A 19,872-nucleotide genomic window follows, 5' to 3' on the forward strand; every position below is an offset into this window, starting at 1 on the left:
GGCTAACGCCAGCCGTTTGCCTCAATATCTCTGACTATTGTCTCCCAGCTGGTCCCGGCAGGCCAGCTCTTGAGGATGGCTTCGGGGGGAACGGAATGTTTGGCAAGTATTTCGCGATCCCTCAGTGAAGCATCCTTAGCAAAATCAAACATCTCGTGAGGTGTCGGGAGATGTTCGGCCGCGTTGATGGTTTCAGAGTTAATCCTGTTGACATCCACCGCGATGATTGGGCGCTCGCCTTTGTTTCCGTATTTGGTAAAGGCGATATCTGGATCCGATGTTAGGGATATCCATGGTGAATTATTGTGGCCAACTACATGCTCCCATGGTTGGACGTTTGTATCTGCGCCGGGGCGATGAAGCCCCTCGGCAGGGTCCTCTCCTTCTTTGAGTGCGCGATACCCCACCCTTGGCGAGTATGGGGTAAGCCCCAGTGGATCCATCCACGTGTAGGGGTTGTGGACGTACATCGCCGGGTTGGGGGCCGGGGCCAGGCCCAGCGGATCCGGAGAGGTGTAGCGGGCCAATTCCGGGTCGTAGTGGCGGTGGTAGTTGTAGTGGAGGCCCGTTTCGGGGTCGAAGTACTGGCCCGGGAAGCGGAGTGGGGTGTACGTCGTGCTGTTCTTCGGCCACGTCGTCGTGCCCCAGAGGGTGGAGCGGGTGCGCCACGCCGTGCGGCCTGTCTCGTCGATCAACTCCGTCGGCGTGCCGACCAGGTCCGTCACGATGGCGAAGAAGCGGCGGTCCACCTCGCGTTGGGGCGCCTCCGCTGCCGAGATGCGTTCCGTTTGGGCTATCGGGTGGAGGCCCTGGTAGTCCCAGGTCAGGGTGATGGGGTTGGGCAACCCCACGGCCGTGCTGGTTTGTTCAGCAAGCGCCGCGCCGTCCCACGTGAAGTCCACGCGTTCCGCCACCTCGCCCGTCGCCGACAGGCGTTCCTTGGCTATGCGGCGGCCCAGGGGGTCGTACGCGTAGCGCCAGCGCGTGCCGTCCGGAGTCACCACCGACCTCAGGCGGTCCTCCGCGTCCCACTCGTAGCGCCACGTGTCCGGCTTCCGCGAGAGGCGGGTCTTCTGCCGTACGACCACCCGGCCCTGCGCGTCGTGCTCGTAGCGGATCGAGCCCGCGCGGGATATTCGTGTGCCCGTGTACGTACGCGACCCCTGCGCCTCCGCGCCCGGGTGGCCCGCCGGCCACGTCGCCTCCGTCTGGTTACCCGCCTCGTCGTAGACGTACCGTTCCTGCCAGTTCGACGCGTTGACCGCCGTCACCCGGCCCGCCGCGTCCAGGTCGAACGCGCGGGAGCCGTTCGTGACGTCCGTGATGCCGGTGAGGTGGCCGTCGCGCCGGTAGGTGTAGGCGCGGTGCTGGAGGAGTTCCTCCCCGGCCCCCTCCAGGCCCTGGGACACCAGGCGGCCCACCGCGTCCCACGCCGACGACAGGGTCAGGCCCTGCCCGAATCGGCGCGCCACTTCCCGGCCCGCCGCGTCGTGTTCGACCTCGAAGACCTGCCCGGAAGCGGTCAGCGACGCGCGCCGTCCCGCCGCGTCGTACGTCCACGTGCTCACCGCCCCGCCCGGCGTCACCCGGCGCGTGCGCCGCCCGAGCGCGTCGTAGGCGAAGGTCGTCGTCCGATCGTTCACCGTCTCGGCCTTGATGCGACCGGAGCGGTCCCGGCTGTAGACAACGGTCGCGTCGGGACCGCACGCCTCCACCAGGCGTCCTGCCGCGTCGTGCACGTACGTCGTCTCCGCGCCCGCCGCGTCCTTCCGCACCACACGCCCCAGCACGTCGTGCTCGTACGTGATCGTCTCGCCCAGCCCGTTCGTACGGGAGACGAGTCGTCCCGCCGCGTCGTGCGCGTATGTCAGCGTCCGGCCGTCGAAGTCGGTCTCGGCGGCCGGACGCCCGGCCGGGTCGTAGACGTAGTCCCAGGTCAGGCCCTGCGGGTTGGTGACGCGGGTGAGCTGCAGGCGGGTGTTGTGCGTGAACTCGTGGCACACGCCGTCCGGGCCGATCCGCGCCGTCAGGACGTCGAAGGGCCCGTACTCGTAGCGCGTGACGCCGCCGAGGGCATCCGCGTGCGCCGTGCAGTTGCCCTCGCCGTCGTACGTCCACCGTTCCTCGGCGCCGTCCGCGGCGATGCGCCGCGCGAGCTGCCCTTCCACCGTCCACGTCAGGCGGGTCGTGGAGCCGAGCGGGTCGATGACGGTCGTCACGCGGCCGAAGGAATCCCGGCGGTAGCAGGTGACGGAACCGAGCGGGTCAGTGATCGCGACCGGGAGGCCCGCCCTATTGCAGGTGATGCGGGTGGTGTTACCCAGGGCGTCCGTCACCGAAGTGAGGTTGCCGAGGGCGTCGTACGCGTAACGCGTCTCCGCGCCCGAAGGGCCGGTCGTCGATGTGCGGTTGCCGGCTGCGTCGTACGCGTGCCGCCACACCGTTCCGTCCGCACCGGTCGTCGTCTCGGGCAGGCCGAGGGCGTCGTACGTGGCCGCGATCCGCTTCCCGTCCGGACGGAACACCTCGGCCAGGCGCCCCTCCTCGTCGTAGCGGAACTCCGTCCTGTGACCCAGGGGGTCCGTGTGCGAAAGAAGACGGTTGTGGCGATCCCAGGTGGACTGCGTAGTGGCACCCGAGGGATCAGTGACGGCCACGATCTGCGAGCGCCGGTTGATCGTGTAGGTAGTCGTGTGGCCCAGCGCGTCGGTCACCTTGGTGACGCGCAGGCCGCCGTCGTCAGGGGTGCCGTACGCGAGGGTGCACCGCATGTGCCCCTCTGTCCCCGACTCGAAGACGCAGCGGTCCTTGTCGTCGTAGGCGTATGTGTAGTGCGTGCCGTTCCGGTCCGTCCACGATGTCATCCGGCCGCGCTCGTCGTAGCCGAAACGCAGCGGCTGCCCGGAGGAGTTGAAGACCTTCGTGAGGCTGCCGGCCTCGTCGTAGCCGTAGCGGATCAGTTCCGTGTCGTCAGCCAGGTGCAGGGCGGTGATGCGGCCCGCCTCCGCGTCCGTGGTGATGCGGAGGCGGTAGCCGCCGGAATGGGCGAGCGCGGTGGGCGTGCCGTCGGCGTCGTACTCGTACGTGATCCAGTGGCCGTTGCGGTCGGTCAGCTGGCGCAGGAGCGCCTCATGACCGGCCGCCCCGTGCGGAACGAAGTGCCGTGTCCGGCCCGTCTCCGGTTCGGTGACGGCGTACGCGCCGTCCGCCTCGATCGCCAGCGGCCATCGGGGGCCCTTCGCCGGCAGTGTCGGCACACCCGCGACCGGATGCGGGTACTCCAGCAGCCGCCCGTGCTCGTCGACGAAGATCACGCCCTCGTCGTCGATCTCCAGGCGCTGGTCGACGGTGCTCGCCCACGAGGGGCCGAACCAGCGGCCACAGTCGTAGCCGGACTTCACATGCCGGGAGAAGACCAGGGGAAGGCTGCCGGGCAGGGCGACGTCCGTCTGCGGAAGGAACATGCGGCCCGTTGCGATATCCACCGGGTCCGTAGGGCCGGTTTCCGCCGTCTGGGGGGCGTGGTTCGGCTCCTCCCGGTTCTCCCTGGCCGCGCGCCGCGCCGCCCCCTCCTCACCTGCTCGCGCCCCTGCCCGAGCCCCCGCCCGCGCACCGATCTCCGCGCCCTCCCTCGCCGCCCCCGCCCCGAAGCGCGTACCAGCGCCCGCGGCCCCACCGCTGGGCAGGGACAGGAGGAAGTTGCCGAGGAGGCGTCCCCCGGCCTCGGACGGGTCTGACCCCCAGCCGGGGCCGAGGAGCGCCCCCGGAATGCGCTCCGGGTGGGACGCGAGGGAGATGAGGCCGGCAGCGGTGTTGCTGACACCGTTGAGGTACTCCGCGGGGTGGGTGACGTTGTACGGGTCCAGCGGGTTCATGCTGCGGCCGAACTTCACCAGGTCCGTACCGGCCCGGAAGACGCCGCCGCCGAAGTGGAGCAGCTCGACCTGCCCGCCCTGGGCGAAGTCCTGGGCGTCGTTCTTCATGCGGGTGTGGAAGGCCGGCTCCTTCGGTGCCGCCTCCACCGCCTTGTCGATCTTCGCTTTGGCCTCGCCCGCCGCCGTGTTGCGCTGCTTGCGCGCCTCGTCCAGGATGCGATGGGCTTCCTTGATGTCGGCCGCACCGGGGTCGTGGAACTCTCCCGGCCGCTCGCCCGGGTCCTTGCCGTCCTTCAGCTTCGCGTTGTACGCGTCGACCTTGTCGTTGTGGGCGTCGGCGGCCTCCTTCGTGGCCTTCTTGCCCTGCTTGTAGAGGCGGATCGCCTCCAGCGCCTGCTTTTGCGCCCAGCGGACGGTGTGCGCGTACGAGGTGAGAGCGTTCGCGGCGTGCTCGCAGGCGTCGGCGGCCTGCGCCCACTTCTTCGCCTCCGGGGCGATATGGGTGTCGAACGACTTCGCGCCCTCGCCCTTCCACTCCCCGGAGTGGACCCGCTGAAGCCCGGAGTGGGCGGTGTTGAAGGCCTTGTGGAAGGCGTGCAGGTGCTTGGCGGCGGCCTCGATGCCCCAGGGCTCGCCGTGGACCAGGGCCAGCGGGTTCTCGGTCTGGCCGAGCTGCTGTTCCTTGATCTCGGCGCCGAGTTCCGAGGCCGTGCGATCGCCCAGGTACCGGACGGCGAGCGCCTCGTCGTGCGCGCCGATCTTGTCGAGGGCCTTGGCGGCCTTGCCCGCGCCCCACTCGACGGCTTCGCCGGCTTTCTTCTCGACCTTGTGCACGCCCTTTTCGGCCAGCTCGCCGATGGCGTCGATCGGGTCCCAGAGGCCCATCAGCCGCGCTCCTCCGGCATGCCGCCGTCCAGCTTGTCGGCGAGCTTGTTCGCCGTGTCCGTGCCCTGACGGCCGAGCGGGCCCTTGCCGAAGCCGTTGGCCGCGCCGGTGGAGGCGTCGCGGAGGGTGTTCGCCCAGACCTGGCGGCTGTTCTCCCCGGCCTTGCGGAAGGACTCGGCGCTGTAGTCCGGGTTGCGGAAGTCGTTGACGGGGTTGTCGGCGAGGATCTCGCTCATGGACTTCTTCTCGACGTCCTCTTCCAGTAGGTGCGGGTTGCCCATTGCGGCGTTCACGCCGACCTTGAATGAGTCCCGGATGTACACGTCCTGCTCGTGGTAGTAGCCCGCGGCGAGGCCGACCCGCTCGGCGAACTGGCTGCCGTCGTGGACCAGGGCACGGATGCCCCAGTCCCACCGGTTGCAGAAGGTTTTGAAGGCGGCGGCCAGCCCCTCGTGGCCCAGTTCCACGCCGCTGAGGGCGAGTTCGTCGAAGCCCCGGCCCACGGCCGCCTCACCGGGGGTACCGAGGGATTTGAGCTCGCCTATGGCCTCGTTGATGCCCTTGGCGACGTTGTCGAGCGCGGCCGAGTCGGCGGCGAGGTTGGGGTCGTTCACGCCGCACCCTCAGCGTCCGTGTCCGCATCAACGGCGTACGCGTCCGGCACGATCCCGACCACCGGCGGGAACAGCACGGGCTGCGGGCCGCCGACATCGAGCACGACGCCCGCCGGTACGCCGACCGCCGGCACGACCACGTCCAGCAGCCGCGCGCCCAGCACCGTCCGGTACGCACAGTCCGCCGTCCCGTCAGCCCCCTGCGCGAGCGCGAACCGCCCGAGGGCCGCCTCGTCCGTGAACGCGTAGATCCACCGGATCCCGCCGTACTCGGCCGCCGGCAGGTCACCCTGACCGTCCGTCGGTACCAGCACCGCCGTCCGCCGGAACCAGCCCACCAACGCGGCCGGCCGCCCCTCCTCCGCGTACAGTGCGCGGATTTCGTCCCTCAATGCCGTCGATGACGTCAACTCTCGCCTCCCCAACCCAGAGGAAGGGTACAAAATGAGGCCAGAGGTGCACTCACGGTATTCGGAGCGAAGAGCTCCGAACCACGGGGGAGGGACCGGATGGCAGACACCACGGGCTTAACGGACCTGACGGACAGTGGGCTGGCCGCGCAGGCACGGGCACTGGCCGCGGGCGACGTCTCCTCGCGCGAGCTCGTCGAGCGCGCGCTGGCCCGTATCGCGGAGACACAGCCCTTGCTCAACGCGTTCCGCCGCGTACGGGCCGGGGCCGCGCTCGCCGAGGCGGACGCGGCGGACCGGCGGCTGGCGGACGGCGGGCGAGCCCCGTTGCTGGGCGTCCCCGTCGCCGTAAAGGACGACGTCGACGTCGCAGGGGAGCCCACCGCCTTCGGCTGCGCAGGCGATTTCCCGCCGAAATCCGCCGACAGCGAGGCCGTACGACGGCTCCGCGCCGCGGGCGCGGTCATCGTCGGCAAGACGAACACGCCGGAGCTCGGGCAGTGGCCCGTCACGGAAGGCCCGGCGTTCGGCGCGACCCGCAATCCGTGGAGTACGGAGCACACGCCCGGCGGCTCCTCGGGCGGCGCCGCGGCAGCCGTCGCCGCAGGCCTCGTACCGGCCGCCCTCGGCTCGGACGGCGCCGGCTCGCTCCGGATCCCCGCCGCCTGGACGCACCTGGTCGGCATCAAACCGCAGCGCGGACGCGTCTCCACCTGGCCCGAGCCGGAGTCCTTCCGCGGCATCACCTGCTACGGACCCCTCGCCCGTACGGTCGCCGACGCCGCCCTCCTGCTCCACGCGGCGAGCGGCAGCCACGCCGGGGACCTCCACCGGCCGCGCCCTGTGGACGTCCTCAGCGCCGCCGACCGCGACCCCGGCCGGCTGCGGATCGCGCTCTCCCTGCGCCCCGCCTTCGCCGCCGCCCGCCAGCGGCTCGACCCCGAGGCCCGGGCCGCGACCCTCCGCATCGCCGAACGGCTGGCGGCCCTCGGCCACGAGGTGGTCGAGGAAGAGCCGCGCTACGGGCTGATCGGGCTCACCTTCGTGCCGCGCTCGATGTCCGGCGTACGGGAATGGGCCGGGCGCGTCCCCGATCCCGCCCTGCTCGACGCCCGCACGAAGGTCAACGCCCGCGGCGGGCTGCTGCTGGGCGGCGGGATCCTGCGCGTGGCCCGCGCCGCGGAGGAGCCGCTGCGGCGGCGCGTGGGAGAGATCTTCGACCGCTTCGACGTCGTCCTGACCCCGACCACGGCGGTCCCGCCCCTGCGCATCGGAGACCTGTCCGGCCTGTCCAGCAGCCGTACGGACGCGACGATGATCGCGGCCTGCCCGTACTCCTGGCCGTGGAACGTCCTCGGCTGGCCGGGCATGAGCGTCCCGGCCGGCTTCACGACCACCGGCCTCCCCTTGGGCGCCCAGCTCCTCGGCCCGGCCGACAGCGAGCCGCGGCTCATCTCACTCGCGGCCCAACTGGAGGCGGAGGAGCGCTGGTTCGAGCGCCGCCCGAGGCCTGTCTACGGGATGGCTGCACGGGTGATCGAACACCAGACGGCCTTGGAGGAACCGCACGTGAATCCGTGGGCCTCGGAGAAATGCCCCCAGTGGTCGGCGAGTGAACGGAGGAGGGCCAGTCCGCGACCGCCGACGTCGTAGGGGTGGGGAACCGCGCGCGGCGCCGGCGGGAGGTCATCGGTGTCCCACGCAGTCAGCGTGAGTACGTCCCACTGCGACCAGGAGATGCGGAGTTCGGCGTCGTCGACGGTGTGCACGATCGCGTTGGTGATCAGCTCACTCGCCAACAGCTCGGCGCGGGAGACCAGATCAGCCAGCTCGTGGGCGGTGAGCACGGCACGGACGGTGCCGCGCGCGATGGGAAGGGCGCGGGCATCGTTCGGCACGCGCAGCCGGTATTCGAACGGCTCGATCTCAGGAGCAACGGCGGGCTTTGGAGCAGGCAGGAGCATGTCGCCTCCGGCGGGGTGGGGTGAAGTGGTGCCGCCCCCGGTGTCATTGCCGCGGTGCCACTGCGTGGGGGCAGGGCGGGGCGGTGCGCTTCCGGGTGGGCGGTGAGCTCGCGGTGTGAGCTGCGCGACACTCAACGTAGGTGCCAAATTTGGAACTGCGCAACCGATCCTGTGAAGTTCGCCCCATCGGGGCTCGCTGTGACACATTGGCGCCGCAAGCGCGCGAGAAAGAGGACGACATGGCGAGGCGGACCATCGTCACGGCCCGGCAGGAGCGGCTGGGCGCCGAGCTGCGGAAGCTGCGCGAGCGGGCGGGCGTTTCGGCGCGGGACGCTGCCACGGCTGTCGGGCGCGACCAGGCGTGGCTGTCCCACATCGAGGCGGGCAACGCGGCGGTGGGCGCCGAGCGGACGCGTCTCCTTGCGGCGCGCTATGGCGTGGAGGATGCCGCCTTGGTCGATGCTCTCGCGGAGCGGGCGGCGGAGCGATCGCGGGGGTGGTGGGAAAAGTACCGGGGACGCATGAGGAGTCAGGCTCTGGACCTGGCGGAGCTGGAATGGCACGCGAGTGCCCTACAGAGCGTGCAGATCGTCAACGTGCCGGGACTACTGCAGACTGAGGACTACGTGAGGTCCCTGTTTGCCTACGTGGCTGATGAACTTGAGTCGGATGACGTCGATGTCGATACGGTCACTGCATTTCGCTTGCAGCGCCGAGCGGTACTCGAACGCGACAATCCTCCGGCCATCTCCACAATCATGCATGAGGCTGCGCTGCGCATGAGGGTGAGCGATCGTAAAGTCGCCCGCGATCAACTCCACTTTCTGCTGGCTGCATCTGACCGGTCGGAGGTCACAATCCGGGTTGTGCCGTTCGAGGCTGAGGGCTTCGCGGGTATGGGGTACTCGATGCTCTATGCGGCCGACCGCGTGGCCACCCTCGATACGGTCCAGGTAGACCATCTCCACGGCGGCGTTTTCTTTCACGCTGAGGAGCAACTCACCAAATATCGCAACCGTTGGAACAAGGTGGAGCGTGCAGCGCTCGGCCCGCGGGAGACGCGCGACCTCATCCATCGGATCGCACGCGAGCTGTGAGGGGCTGACGATGCATACGGTTGCCTGGCAGAAGTCCACGTTCTCAGGGAACGAGCAGACCAACGACTGTGTGGAAGTCGCCGCGATAGGGGAGGTGATGGCCCTCCGCGAGAGCGACACCCCCGTCACCATTGTGCGGACCACCCCGTCAGCCCTCGGCGCACTGATACGTACCCTCAAAGGGGGAGCGGGCCATGGATGACGCTTGGCAGAAGTCCACCTACTCCGGAAACGGAGAAAACAACGACTGCGTGGAGGTCGCCGCGGCTGGCGCCGCGATCGCCCTCCGCGAGAGCGACCCCCCCCGCACCGTCGTGCGGACCACCCCACCCGCCCTCGGCGCACTGATACGCACCCTCAAGGCGGGGACCGGCCGCGGCTGAGATCCGTGCTGTGACTGCGGGTCAGGACAGGCTGGCAGCGGGGGAGGGGGGCTTGGGCCCGTCTCGTGGGCGCATTCGCTCAGCTCGCCACCGTCGTGGCTGAACGGCCGACTGCGGATAGTGGGGGCTGGTGCCCTCCCGGCGCGGAAATCCGCCGACCCGGCGGTCATGCGCGGCGTACAAGTGCGCCTGGGGCGCAGGCCGCATGCCTCAGCGGCACCACCCCGCAGCCCGCGCCTCACAGGCCCCGCCGTCCGGCCGCGGGTGGCGGGTGGTGTCAGTCTCGGGCCGGAAGTCACCCTGCTCGGGGCGTGCACGGCGTACAAGTGGCCGGAGAAGGGCGGCCCCTCGCCTCACCAGAGCACCTGTGTCTCACCGGCCACCCCCGCCGCGGCGCCGGGGACGGAGCCGTGGGCGGGCGCCACCAAGGGCCGCATCCGCCCTACCGCCCCGTCCCGCGGGTCATCAGCAGCAGCGCCCCGATGGCCACGATCGGGACGATCATGATGAGGGCGAGGCCCACCGGGTTGCGGTGGTTGTAGACCCAGCGGGTGCCGTAGCGCTGGCGGATGAAGACGGGCTGGTCTTCGCCGTCGTGGGCGCGATCCCGGGCGTGGTCGTTCTCGTGGCGCATGGGGTCAGGCTACGGACGGTCGTTCGAGATGGCGATCATTTTGTCGCACCTCTGTTGTTTTGTGGCGCGGCCGGGACACTCCCGCTACGACGCTGCTACGGCCCTGCCACGACCCCGTTACGGCGCGAGGATGTCCAGTTCCGCCATCGCGCCGGCCGTGATCTCGCGCGTCAGCGCCTCCGCGCGGGCGGCGTCGCGTTCCCGTACGGCTTCGGCGACGCGGACGTGGAGGGTGACGGCGGCGGGGTCCGGGTCGGTGAACATGACCTGGTGTTCGGTGCGGCCGGTGAGGACCTCGGCGACGACGTCGCCCAGGCGGGCGAACATCTCGTTGCCGGAGGCGCGCAGGATCACCCGGTGGAAGGCCACGTCGTGGACCAGGTAGGCGCCGAGCTGCTGGCCGCGTGAGGTGGAGACCATGCCGAGGGCGTGCCGGGTGAGCTCCTCGCACTGCTCGGGCGTGGCGAGGCGGGCGGCGAGGCCGGCGGCCACCGGCTCGACGGCCGAGCGGAGCACGGTGAGGGAGCGCAGCTGGCGCGGCCGGTCGGCGCCGGCGAGGCGCCAGCGGATGACCTGGGGGTCGTAGACGTTCCACTCCTCGGTGGGGCGGACGGTCACGCCGACGCGGCGCCGGGAGACGACCAGGTGCATGGACTCCAGGACGCGTATCGCCTCCCGGATGACCGTGCGGGAGACGTCGAAGCGCTCTTCGAGCTCGTCGGTGCGCAGGACGCTGCCCGGCGGGTACGTGCCCGAGGTGATCGCGGGCCCGAGGGACTCCAGCACGCGTGCGTGCAGCCCCTGCCCCTGGTTTTCCATGGGGCAAGCCTACGATCCCCGCGCACGGCCAATTAAGTATGACGTTTGAGTCACAAGGGCTTGAATATGTCGTACGTAATACGTTTCAGTGTGGCCACACCCCCGTCAATGAAGACAGTGAGGCCCCGATGAGCAGCCGTCCGGCACACCCCCACGTCGTCGTCGTGATGGGCGTCGCCGGCACCGGCAAGACCACCGTCGGACCGCTCGTCGCCGAGGCCCTCGGGGTCCCTTACGCCGAGGGCGACGACTTCCACCCGGCCGCCAACATCGCCAAGATGTCCGCCGGGACCCCGCTCGACGACGCCGACCGGGCCCCCTGGCTCGACGCCATCGGCGCGTGGGCCGCGGGCCGTGCGGGCCGCGGCGGGGTCGTCAGCTGCTCCGCGCTCAAGCGGGCCTACCGGGACCGGCTGCGCGCCGCCGCGCCCGGGCTCGTCTTCCTCCACCTCACCGGCGACCACGACCTGATCGCCGGGCGGATGGCGGCCCGCAAGGGCCACTTCATGACCACCAGGCTGCTGGACTCCCAGTTCGCGACCCTCGAACCGCTGGGCGCGGACGAGGCGGGCGTCGGCGTCGACGTCACGCCCGGGCCGGAGGTCATCGCCGAGCGGGCCGCCCGGGCCCTGAGGCAGCTCTAGCCCCTCCCTCCCCCTCCACCTCCTCCTCCAAGGAAGCCCGTGAGCACTCTCAGCGTCGAGATGCTGGCCGCGGCCCCCGCCGGACCGATCACGTCGGCGGGTCACGCACAGCTGGGGATCGCCGTCCTCGTCGGCATCGCCGTCATCGTCCTCCTCATCACCCGCCTCAAGCTGCACGCTTTCCTCTCCCTGACCATCGGCTCGCTGGTGCTCGGGGCCGCGGCGGGCGCGCCGATGGACAAGGCCATCGCGAGCTTCACCGCCGGACTCGGGTCGACGGTCTCGGGCGTCGGCGTCCTGATCGCGCTCGGCGCGATCCTGGGCAAGCTCCTCGCCGACTCCGGCGGCGCCGACCAGATCGTCGACACGATCCTGGCGAAGGCCGGGCCGCGCTCGATGCCGTGGGCGATCGTGCTGATCGCGGCCGTCATCGGCCTGCCGCTGTTCTTCGAGGTCGGGATCGTGCTGCTGATCCCCGTGGTGCTCCTCGTGGCCAAGCGGGGCAACCACTCCCTGATGCGGATCGGCATCCCCGCGCTCGCCGGGCTGTCCGTCATGCACGGCCTCGTGCCCCCGCACCCCGGCCCGCTGGCCGCCATCGACGCCATCGGCGCGAACCTCGGCGTGACCCTCGCCCTCGGCGTGCTGATCGCCGTGCCGACCGCCGTGGTCGCCGGGCCGCTGTTCTCGCGGGTGGCCGCCCGCTGGGTGGACATCGCCCCGCCCGAAAAGCTGATACCCCAGCGGCCCTCGGCCGAACTGGAGCGCCGCCCGGGCTTCGGCGCCACCGTCGCCACGGTCATGCTGCCGGTCGTCCTCATGCTGGCCAAGGCGCTCGTCGACATCGTCGTGGACGACCCGAAGAACCACGTCCAGCGCGTCACCGACGTCGTCGGCTCGCCGCTGATCGCCCTTCTCGCCGCCGTCCTCGTCGGACTGTTCACGCTGGGCCGGGCCGCCGGCTTCGGCCGCGACCGGCTCGCCGGGACCGTCGAGAAGTCCCTCGCCCCCATCGCCGGCATCCTGCTGATCGTCGGCGCGGGCGGCGGCTTCAAGCAGACGCTGATCGACGTGGGCGTCGGCCGGATGATCCTCGACTTCTCCAAGGACTGGTCGGTCTCGGCCCTGCTGCTCGCCTGGCTGATCGCCGTCGGCATCCGGCTCGCCACGGGCTCCGCGACCGTCGCCACCATCTCGGCCGCCGGGCTCGTCGCCCCGCTCGCCGAGGGCATGAGTACGACCCACACCGCGCTGCTCGTCCTCGCCGTCGGCGCCGGCTCGCTGTTCTTCAGCCACGTCAACGACGCCGGCTTCTGGATGGTGAAGGAATACTTCGGCATGGACGTCGGCCAGACGATCAAGACCTGGTCGCTGATGGAGACCGTGATCTCCGTCGTCTCCCTCGTCCTCGTCCTGCTGCTGTCCCTGGTCCTCTGACCCGCGCCCACCGGCCCTCTGGCGCCCGGTCGCTGGTCCTCTGACCTGCGCCCACCGGCCTCCTGACCCGCGGCCACTGGTCCTCTGACCCGCGCCACCCGCCCTCTGACCCGCGCTCACCGGCCCTCTGACCCCCGGTCACTGGTCCTCTGAGCCGCACCGGCCGGCCCTCTGACCCCCGGTCACTGATCCTCCGCCCCGCACCGGCCGGCGGCCACCGGTTCTCCGAGCCGCCGGCCGCCGGCCCGTCCGTTCTCCGGGCCGCCGGCCCGCCGGTCCTCCCTGCGTCCCCTCCGTTGCTCCTCTCGGCCCTGGCCGTTCTGCGTTGCTCCCGCCCCAATGGACATATCGGACCTTAGGGTTCGCCTATGCGTATTGGAAGACCTGTCGCCCCCGCAGCGCTGCTGCTCGGCGCCGCCCTGCTGGCCGCCGGCTGCGCGGGCACGCCCTCCCCGAAACACGCGGACGCGAAGAGCACCCCGAACGGCGGAGCCACCGCCACCGCGACCCCCGACGCGGCGGCGGGCCCGCTCAGCCCCTCCGACCTGCAGGGACGCTGGTGGACCTGGGCGTCCTCCAGCCCCAGCGGCTCGAACCCCGTCGAAGACCGCGACGGCAGCATGTGCGCCCAGGGCCAGAAGGACGGCGGCGTCTGGTTCCTGGCCGGCACCTTCGGGGAGCGCGCCAAGCGCACCTGCGCCGTCCCCGCGAACCGGCGCCTGGCCTTCCCGCTCGTGAACCTGATGAGCGACCAGGCCGGCTGCTCCGAGTTCATGGCCCCCGCCAAGGGCACCGCCACCCTCGACGGCAAGCCCCTGCGGACCGAGCGCTACGACGCCACGCCCGTACGGGTCACCGCCGAGGAGGGCAACCCGCTCACCGACGGCGGCGGCACCTTCCGCACCCACGCCTGCGGGCTGTGGGTGCAGACGGAACCGCTGCGCCCCGGCAACCACACCCTGGAGATCCGCGGCTCCTCCGGCCGGTTCACCGTCTCCGTCGACTACACCCTCAAGGTCCCGGCGGCGGGGGCGGCGACGAACCATGACGCGGTCTGACGCCGTCCACAACCGCCGGGCCCGCCCGCCGCGGCTCAGTCCCGTATCGCCGGCGCCTGTGCCGGAGCCGGCACCGGCGCCGGAGCCGACACCTGCGCCAGGTAGGCCCGTACGTCCGCCGCTTCATCCGTGGCCAGCCCCACATAGCCGTCCGGCCGGACCAGGAACAGCCCCGAGCCGTACGCCGCCTTGGCGTGCCCGCCGGCGTCGACCAGATCGGGCGCGGGCCCGCCCACCCGGTACACACGCACCCACTCCACATCCGCCACCGCCGCCGCGGCAGGCCCGCCCACGGCCTCCGACCCGGTGAGGTCCAGCAGGGTGAAGTGCGGGCCCCGGAAGGCGTCGAAGAGGCTGAAGGGCGCGCCCGAGGCGTCGGTGCAGGGTGCGTCGGGCGCCCGGTCACCCGCCCGCAGCCCGTCCTCCGGCAGATCCCGGCGCAGCTCGCGGGCCAGCGGGCCCGTGCGGTAGTTGAGGGTGAGCTGGTGGGTTTCCTTGCCCCGCCGTGACATGCCCCGCTCGAAGCCGACGCTGCGGTCCTGCCCGTGGATGCGGGTGCTCAGCCCCAGCACCTCGGCGGCCACCTGCGTGCGCTCGGCGTCGTACGTGTCGAGCAGGGCGTCCGGCGCGCCGTGCCGCAGGACGGCGCCGAGCTTCCAGCCGAGGTTGTAGGCGTCCTGCAGGCTGGTGTTGAGCCCTTGCCCGCCGGCGGGGGAGTGGATGTGCGCCGCGTCCCCGGCGAGGAGGACCCGGGCGGTGCGGAAACGCGCGGCCATGCCGGCCTTCGGCTGGAAGGCCGACGCCCAGATGACCTCCTCCGGCACGAGGCCCGTGAGCCCCGTGCGCTCGGTGATGAGCCGGGCCAGGGCCTCGGGCGTGGCGTCGCGCTCCGGGTCCGGCCTGTATGAGGTGTCCGCCCAGAAGGCCATGACCTGGATGGTGTCCGTCGTGAGCTCCAGCGGGCGCAGGCCGAGGATCCCGCCGGGGGCGCTGGTCCACATGTGCCAGTGGCCGCGGTCGACCCCCGCGCGCTCGAAGCCGGTCATCCGCACGTCGGCGACCATCACGTGGCGCTCGTCGACGATGTCGACCTCGAAGGGCACGCCGAGCGCCTTCCGCACGGCGCTGCGCCCGCCGTCCGACGCGACGAGATAGCCGGCCCGGACCGTCTCCGCCGTGCCGTCGGCGTGCCGCAGCTCGGCCGTGACGCCGTGCTCGTCCTGCGTGAAGCCCGTGAGGCCGGTGTTGAAGTCCACCCGGCCGCCCAGCTCTTCGAGGCGCTCGTACAGCACCTCCACCGTGCGCCACTGGGGGCACATCAGTGCGTTCGGGTAGGGCACGTGGGGCGAGGGGTCGCCGGGCTCGACGAGCGGCCATTCGCGCCCGCGCTCGGTGCCCTCCCACGACTGCACGGGCGGGATGGGGCCGGCCGAGGCGAGCAGGGCCGCTATGGCCCCGAGGTCGTCCATCACTTCCAGGCTGCGCGGCTGGAGGCCCGTGCCGCGCGAGCCGGGGAAGCCGCGCGCCTCCTGCTCGACGAGCCGGTGGCGGATGCCGCGCCGGGTCAGGTCGATGGCGAGGACGAGGCCGGTGGGCCCGGCGCCGGCGATGAGCACCTCGACGTCCGTCGGCGCGGCGTCCGGCGCGGCGCCGACCGGCACCGCGGACGGCGCCGGAGCGGGCGGAGCCGTGGTGTCCCGTGGCGTGGTGTCCAGTGGCGTGGTGTCCAGCGCGGCAGTGGCCGGAGCGGTAGTCGTCGATGCGGCAGTGGTCGGTGCTGCAGCGTTCACGAAATCCCCCTTAACGTTGTTAAGTTCGCGCTGTCCCCAGAGTGAACTGAACACCGTTAAGCTGTCAAGGTGGCAACTCGCATCGACCGCGCCCAGGTGGCCGAAACCGCACTCGACCTGCTCAACGAGGTGGGCCTCGAAGGCCTGACTCTGCGCAGGATCGCCAAGGAACTGGGCGTCCAGGCCCCGGCGCTCTACTGGCACTTCAAGAACAAGCAGGAGCTGCTCGACGAGGTGGCCACGGAGATGTTCCGGCGCATGGCCGAGCCGATGTCGGCCGTCGACAGCAGCACCTGGCAGTCGTGCCTGGCCGGATCGGCCCGCGTGATGCGCCGCTTCCTCCTCGGCTACCGCGACGGCGCCAAGGTCTTCGGCGGCACGCGACTGACCGGCCGCAGCTACGCCGGGCCGGTCGAGGAGATGATGGAGAAGATCGTGGCGGCGGGCTTCACGCCGAGCACCGCCGCCCGCGCCTGGTTCACCGTCAACACGTACACGATGGGGTACGTGATGGAGGAGCAGTCCGTGCACCCGGTGCCGGGCGGCGAGCGCGATCCCGCCTACGACCTGGAGGACCGCGCCGACCGCCTGGAGGGATACCCCCTCGTCATAGCGGCCGGCGCGGAGTTCTTCGGCGACCTCGAAGCCGGCTTCGAGGACGGCCTGCACGCCGTCGTCGCCGGCATCGAGGCCACGCTGCTACCGCCGGGCCGTCCCGGGGTCGAGTGACCTGCGCAGGAGAGGCGTCAGCCGCCTCTCCACGCAGCGGTGCAGGAGCCAGGCCAGGCCCAGCATCAGGGCGAGGGTCAGGCCGAGCGTCGCGTAGGAGGGGATGCCGAGGCCGCGGTGCAGGCCGCCGATCACGACCCACCCCAGATGCTCGTGCACCAGGTAGAACGGGTACGTCAGCGCGCCCGCGAGGGTCAGCCAACGCCAGTTCATCCGGCCGGCCTTGCCCAGCGCGACGGCCGCCACCGCCGCGTACCCGAGCGCCACGACGGCCACGATCACGTACGGGGAGCGGTACGAGAAGTAGTGCGGGTTCGGCGCGTGCCACAGGCCCGCCACCGCGTAGTGCTGCCCCACGAGGAAGCTCACGGCCACGACGCCCCAGTGCAGGAGGTCGTTGCCGAAGCGGTGGACCAGGTACAGGCCGATGCCGCCGATGAAGTACGACGAGTACTCCGGCATCACGACGACCCGCAGGAACTCCACGTGCGAGGCGGTCGTCACCACCGTCGCCAGCGTCCACACCGCGCAGAACATCAGCACGCGGCGCCGGGTCGCCCCCGGCAGGACGACGAACAGCGCGAAGAGGGCGTAGAAGCGCAGCTCGGCCCAGAGCGTCCAGCACACGCCGAGCACGCGCTCGGCGCCCGCCGGCTGCTGCAGCATCGTCAGGTTCACGAGCGTGTCGCTGAACGACACCGTCCTGTACCCCGCCCACGGCAGCGCGAACGCCACGGTGACCAGCGCGATCGCCGCCCAGTAGGCGGGGTAGAGGCGGGCCGCGCGCGAGGCGAAGAACGAGCGCAGGGGGCGGCCCCAGCCGCTCATGCAGATCACGAAGCCGCTGATGACGAAGAAGATCTCGACGCCGAGGCAGCCGTAGGCGAACGCGCCCGACAGGGTGGGGAATTCGTGCCGCGGCGACGTGCCCCACGCGCGGCTCACATCGCCGTCGCGCCCGCCGTAGTGGTAGAGCGCCACCATCAGGGCGGCGATCAGGCGCAGGGCGTCCAGAGCGCGGAGGCGGCTGCCGCCGTGGGGGCTCTGTATGGCCTCGGGCTGAGCTGTGGCCGCTTTACGGAGGGGCCGGGGCAGGGTCGGGGCCGTCATGTCGTCACCGTCGTCTTCGCTGCCTTCGTCTTCGGCTTGGCCAGGCGCCGCTGGAGGGCGCGTGCCCTCCGGGCGACCCTTCGTACGGTCGGGTTGCGCGGGAGGAACGACAGCTGGGCCGGGAGTGCGCCGGGGAGGGCGAGGGCAGTGAGGCGGCGGCGTTTGAAGTAGCGGCGGGTGCGGGGGGTGAGGTGGGTGCGGAGGTAGTCTTCTGCGGCTTCGCGCAGGTGCGGGTAGATCTGGGGCTGCATGGCGAAGCCCACGGTTGCCAGCAGGCCGTTGAGATCGGCTTCGGCCTCAGGTTCCTGAGCGCTTGCGCTCAGCTCCGGCAGCAGCGCGTCCACCAACGTCACCGGCACCCTGTTGCTGTTCTGGTACGGGCTCAGGCGCTCCAGAAGAAGGTCCGTGCCCGTGCACGCCGCCCGCAGGCCGTAGAACGTCCTCGCCGTGACCAGCGCCGTCGAGAAGCAGCCGGCCACCAGCGCAGGGCGCAGCCGCTGGTAGACCACCTCCGCCAGGACCGGCGTGCCGAGGACCGTCAGGGTGACGCCGAGCCGGCCGGCCTCTTCCTCCAGCATCCGCGACCAGCGGGCCGGGGCGGCCGGGTGCGGCTTGAAGACGAGTTCGCGGTGGCCGCGCCCGGCCGCCCCGCGCAGCATCCGTACGTGCAACTGCTCTTCCTCCTCGGGGGTGAGGATGTCGAGCGCCGACAAGTACTGGCCGAGGAGGAGCGCGGCGCCCTGGGGCGCGTCCAGGGCGGGCGCGTCCAGGGCGAGTTCGGCCAGCACCTTGGTGAAGACCTCCGTGGGGACGATCTCGGGTGCGACGCCGAACTCCGTGAGCAGCAGCGGCCGCAGCCCGGGTACGAGGTCCAGGTGGAGCAGCCGGCCGGCGCGCGTGCCGATCAGCGGGTCGAGCTTGTTGCGGGTGGGGCCGTAGCTCATGAGGCCGTCGGCGTAGACGTCGAGCGGGGCGTCGGGGAAGCACTGGGCGATCGCGCCCGCCGGGCTGACCTGGATGGACTCGACGACGAGTGACACGTCGTCGTCGCCAAGGCCCCAGAGCAGCCTCAGGTGCCGCTCCCACAGGGGCGCGTCGTCGGGCCGGGGCGACCAGCCGGACGGGTGGAAGGGGCGGATCGCGTCGTTCCAGGACAGGACGCCGTCGAAGCGGGTGCGCAGCCGTCCGAAGCCGGGCGCCTCGTCGAGGGCCGGGGTGGTCTCCGGGACGGCGGCGGTGTTGGCGACGAGCAGCAGCCGGCGGTCGGCGGGGGTGAAGCAGCCGGCGTCCAGGGCGGCGGCGAGCGTGGCGGCGCCGTACAACGTGGACGCGAGGAAGATCTGCGTGCGGCGGCGGGCGGGAGGCGGCGGGACGGACATCAGGCGGCCACCCCGGCAGCGCCCGAGGCCCCGGCCGGCCGCCGCCTCAGCCTGCGCAGGAGGACCGCGCGGTCGTAGTCCATGGAATTCACGGCGTCCTTGACGAGTTCCGGTGGCAGTCGGCGCAGTGCGCCCGCGCTCTTCGTACGCAATGCGCGGGCTACCTGCGGCTCAAAGCGTTCGATATTCGTGAGGTGGTGGGCAATGATTGCGCAATATGTTCGAACGGCTTTCGGGAGGAATTCCTTCGCGTTCTCATCGAGGGCCGTCTCCTCGATGATCCGATCGAATGCGCGCAGGAAATCGAGCTGCCGTACGTCCCCGATCTGGGTGAGTGAAGTCGCCACCCCGCGCCGGTAGAAGACGCCCAGCAGCCCGGCCACCGCGAAGGTGCGCGCCTCGCGGTGCAGCCGCCAGATCCACGGCCGGTCCTCCGCCGTCCGCAGACCGTCCCGGAAGTGCAGCAGGCCCTCGTCCAGCAGCCGCCGGTGGTAGATCCCCGCCCACGCGTACGGGTAGTCGACGGACGTCGAGCGGTCCGCCGGCAGGATCGCGCCGCGCGGGTCCAGGACCACCCCGCGGCGGCCGTGCGGCACGCGCTGCACGGTGCGGGTGCGGCCCGTGCACTGCACATGGTCCGTGCGGACGAAGTCCACGGCCAGCTCCTCGATGTACGCGACGAGCCGGTCGTAGTAGCCGGGCGCCAGCCAGTCGTCGCCGTCGAGGAAGGTCAGGTACTCGCCGCGCGCCGCGTCGAGCCCGGTGTTGCGGGCGGTGGCGAGGCCGCCGTTGTGCTCGTGGCGCAGGACCACGGCCCCCGGCAGCTCGCGCCCGGCGCGCTCCAGCAGCGCCGGCGTGCCGTCGGTCGAACAGTCGTCCACGAGAATGAATTCGAAATCCTCGCGGGCGTTCGCCCGCAGACTTCTCAGTACGTCGGGCGCAAAGGTCTGAACATTGAAGAACGGGACGATGACGGAGAGCTTGACCACCTCGGCGACATTAGGCGGCCCCCCGGCATTCGTCTTGTCCGCGGGCGGGCGCGGA

General features: G+C 71.3%; 18 protein-coding genes and 1 pseudogene. 9 read left to right on the forward strand and 10 right to left on the reverse strand.

Translation table 11 applies throughout. The annotated features are described in order from the left end of the window. Window positions 1-2 precede the first annotated feature (2 nt). Genes IF61_RS0122175 through IF61_RS0122185 form a run of 3 tightly spaced genes read right to left on the reverse strand, consistent with a single transcriptional unit; the run spans window position 3 to window position 5,784 of the window. A complete protein-coding gene (locus tag IF61_RS0122175; RefSeq protein WP_052392923.1) occupies window positions 3-4,760 on the reverse strand; it encodes a putative T7SS-secreted protein in 4,758 nt (1,585 codons plus the stop codon). Beyond that, a complete protein-coding gene (locus IF61_RS0122180) occupies window positions 4,760-5,374 on the reverse strand; it encodes a hypothetical protein (RefSeq protein ID WP_030368246.1) in 615 nt (204 codons plus the stop codon). Before IF61_RS0122180 ends, IF61_RS0122175 begins: the two co-directional genes overlap by 1 nt. Next, complete coding sequence (locus tag IF61_RS0122185) at window positions 5,371-5,784, reverse strand: SseB family protein (RefSeq protein ID WP_342668016.1); 414 nt, start codon at window positions 5,782-5,784, stop codon at window positions 5,371-5,373. The genes IF61_RS0122180 and IF61_RS0122185 overlap by 4 nt, the downstream gene beginning before the upstream one ends. A gap of 99 nt (window positions 5,785-5,883) precedes the next feature. Between IF61_RS0122185 and IF61_RS0122190 the strand changes: the two genes are divergently transcribed. Next, a complete protein-coding gene (locus IF61_RS0122190) occupies window positions 5,884-7,437 on the forward strand; it encodes an amidase (RefSeq protein WP_107043094.1) in 1,554 nt (517 codons plus the stop codon). A 5-nt stretch (window positions 7,438-7,442) separates the two neighbouring features. Here the strand turns inward: IF61_RS0122190 and IF61_RS37755 are convergent. Continuing rightward, window positions 7,443-7,631: pseudogene (locus tag IF61_RS37755) on the reverse strand (ATP-binding protein); the annotation flags it as partial. Between IF61_RS37755 and IF61_RS36345 the strand changes: the two are divergent. From IF61_RS36345 to IF61_RS0122205, 4 genes are all read left to right on the forward strand, one after another. Beyond that, window positions 7,548-7,772, forward strand: a complete 225-nt coding sequence (locus IF61_RS36345; RefSeq protein WP_030368249.1) for a hypothetical protein — start codon at window positions 7,548-7,550, stop codon at window positions 7,770-7,772. The pseudogene IF61_RS37755 and the gene IF61_RS36345 overlap by 84 nt on opposite strands. A 125-nt stretch (window positions 7,773-7,897) precedes the next feature. Next, window positions 7,898-8,845: a helix-turn-helix domain-containing protein gene (locus tag IF61_RS0122200; RefSeq protein WP_245684577.1), complete on the forward strand. Its 948-nt coding sequence runs from the start codon at window positions 7,898-7,900 to the stop codon at window positions 8,843-8,845. Between the two features lie 10 nt (window positions 8,846-8,855). Next, window positions 8,856-9,047, forward strand: coding sequence for a DUF397 domain-containing protein (locus IF61_RS34430; protein WP_078660402.1), 192 nt, complete (start codon window positions 8,856-8,858; stop codon window positions 9,045-9,047). Next, on the forward strand, window positions 9,040-9,228 hold the full coding sequence (locus IF61_RS0122205; RefSeq protein WP_030368251.1) for a DUF397 domain-containing protein: 189 nt from the start codon (window positions 9,040-9,042) through the stop codon (window positions 9,226-9,228). The genes IF61_RS34430 and IF61_RS0122205 overlap by 8 nt, the downstream gene beginning before the upstream one ends. Window positions 9,229-9,670: 442 nt before the next feature. On the opposite strand, the gene IF61_RS0122210 is transcribed toward IF61_RS0122205, so the two are convergent. Continuing rightward, entirely contained in the window at window positions 9,671-9,862 is a 192-nt protein-coding gene (locus IF61_RS0122210; protein ID WP_030368252.1) for a hypothetical protein, read from the reverse strand. A 117-nt stretch (window positions 9,863-9,979) separates the two neighbouring features. Then, window positions 9,980-10,681 (reverse strand): FadR/GntR family transcriptional regulator, encoded by a 702-nt coding sequence (locus IF61_RS0122215; protein WP_030368253.1) that lies wholly within the window; start codon window positions 10,679-10,681, stop codon window positions 9,980-9,982. Between the two features lie 128 nt (window positions 10,682-10,809). On the opposite strand from IF61_RS0122215, the gene IF61_RS0122220 reads away from it, so the two are divergent. From IF61_RS0122220 to IF61_RS37090, 3 genes are all read left to right on the forward strand, one after another. Continuing rightward, the gene (locus IF61_RS0122220) at window positions 10,810-11,325 is read left to right on the forward strand and encodes a gluconokinase (RefSeq protein WP_030368254.1); all 516 of its coding nucleotides are present in this window, start codon (window positions 10,810-10,812) and stop codon (window positions 11,323-11,325) included. 39 nt (window positions 11,326-11,364) lie between these two features. Continuing rightward, the gene (locus IF61_RS0122225) at window positions 11,365-12,762 is read left to right on the forward strand and encodes a GntP family permease (RefSeq protein ID WP_030368255.1); all 1,398 of its coding nucleotides are present in this window, start codon (window positions 11,365-11,367) and stop codon (window positions 12,760-12,762) included. A 368-nt stretch (window positions 12,763-13,130) separates the two neighbouring features. Further along, window positions 13,131-13,820 carry a hypothetical protein gene (locus IF61_RS37090; protein WP_030368256.1) on the forward strand — a complete coding sequence of 230 codons (690 nt, stop codon included), beginning with the start codon at window positions 13,131-13,133 and terminating at the stop codon, window positions 13,818-13,820. Window positions 13,821-13,855: 35 nt separating this feature from the next. Here the strand turns inward: IF61_RS37090 and IF61_RS0122235 are convergent, their stop codons facing one another. Further along, on the reverse strand, window positions 13,856-15,610 hold the full coding sequence (locus IF61_RS0122235; protein ID WP_245684578.1) for an FAD-dependent monooxygenase: 1,755 nt from the start codon (window positions 15,608-15,610) through the stop codon (window positions 13,856-13,858). 69 nt (window positions 15,611-15,679) lie between these two features. On the opposite strand from IF61_RS0122235, the gene IF61_RS0122240 reads away from it, so the two are divergent. Next, the gene (locus IF61_RS0122240) at window positions 15,680-16,339 is read left to right on the forward strand and encodes a TetR/AcrR family transcriptional regulator C-terminal domain-containing protein (RefSeq protein WP_030368258.1); all 660 of its coding nucleotides are present in this window, start codon (window positions 15,680-15,682) and stop codon (window positions 16,337-16,339) included. Here IF61_RS0122240 and IF61_RS0122245 read toward each other — a convergent pair. Genes IF61_RS0122245 through IF61_RS0122255 form a run of 3 tightly spaced genes read right to left on the reverse strand, consistent with a single transcriptional unit; the run spans window position 16,310 to window position 19,817 of the window. Beyond that, entirely contained in the window at window positions 16,310-17,449 is a 1,140-nt protein-coding gene (locus IF61_RS0122245) for an acyltransferase family protein (RefSeq protein ID WP_052392925.1), read from the reverse strand. The genes IF61_RS0122240 and IF61_RS0122245 overlap by 30 nt on opposite strands. Then, window positions 17,446-18,828: a polysialyltransferase family glycosyltransferase gene (locus tag IF61_RS0122250; protein ID WP_030368260.1), complete on the reverse strand. Its 1,383-nt coding sequence runs from the start codon at window positions 18,826-18,828 to the stop codon at window positions 17,446-17,448. Before IF61_RS0122250 ends, IF61_RS0122245 begins: the two co-directional genes overlap by 4 nt. Then, window positions 18,828-19,817, reverse strand: a complete 990-nt coding sequence (locus IF61_RS0122255; RefSeq protein WP_030368261.1) for a glycosyltransferase family 2 protein — start codon at window positions 19,815-19,817, stop codon at window positions 18,828-18,830. Before IF61_RS0122255 ends, IF61_RS0122250 begins: the two co-directional genes overlap by 1 nt. Window positions 19,818-19,872 lie beyond the last annotated feature (55 nt).

Source organism: Streptomyces roseoverticillatus (genome assembly GCF_000719265.1).
GTDB classification, from domain to species: Bacteria; Actinomycetota; Actinomycetes; order Streptomycetales; family Streptomycetaceae; genus Streptomyces; species Streptomyces roseoverticillatus.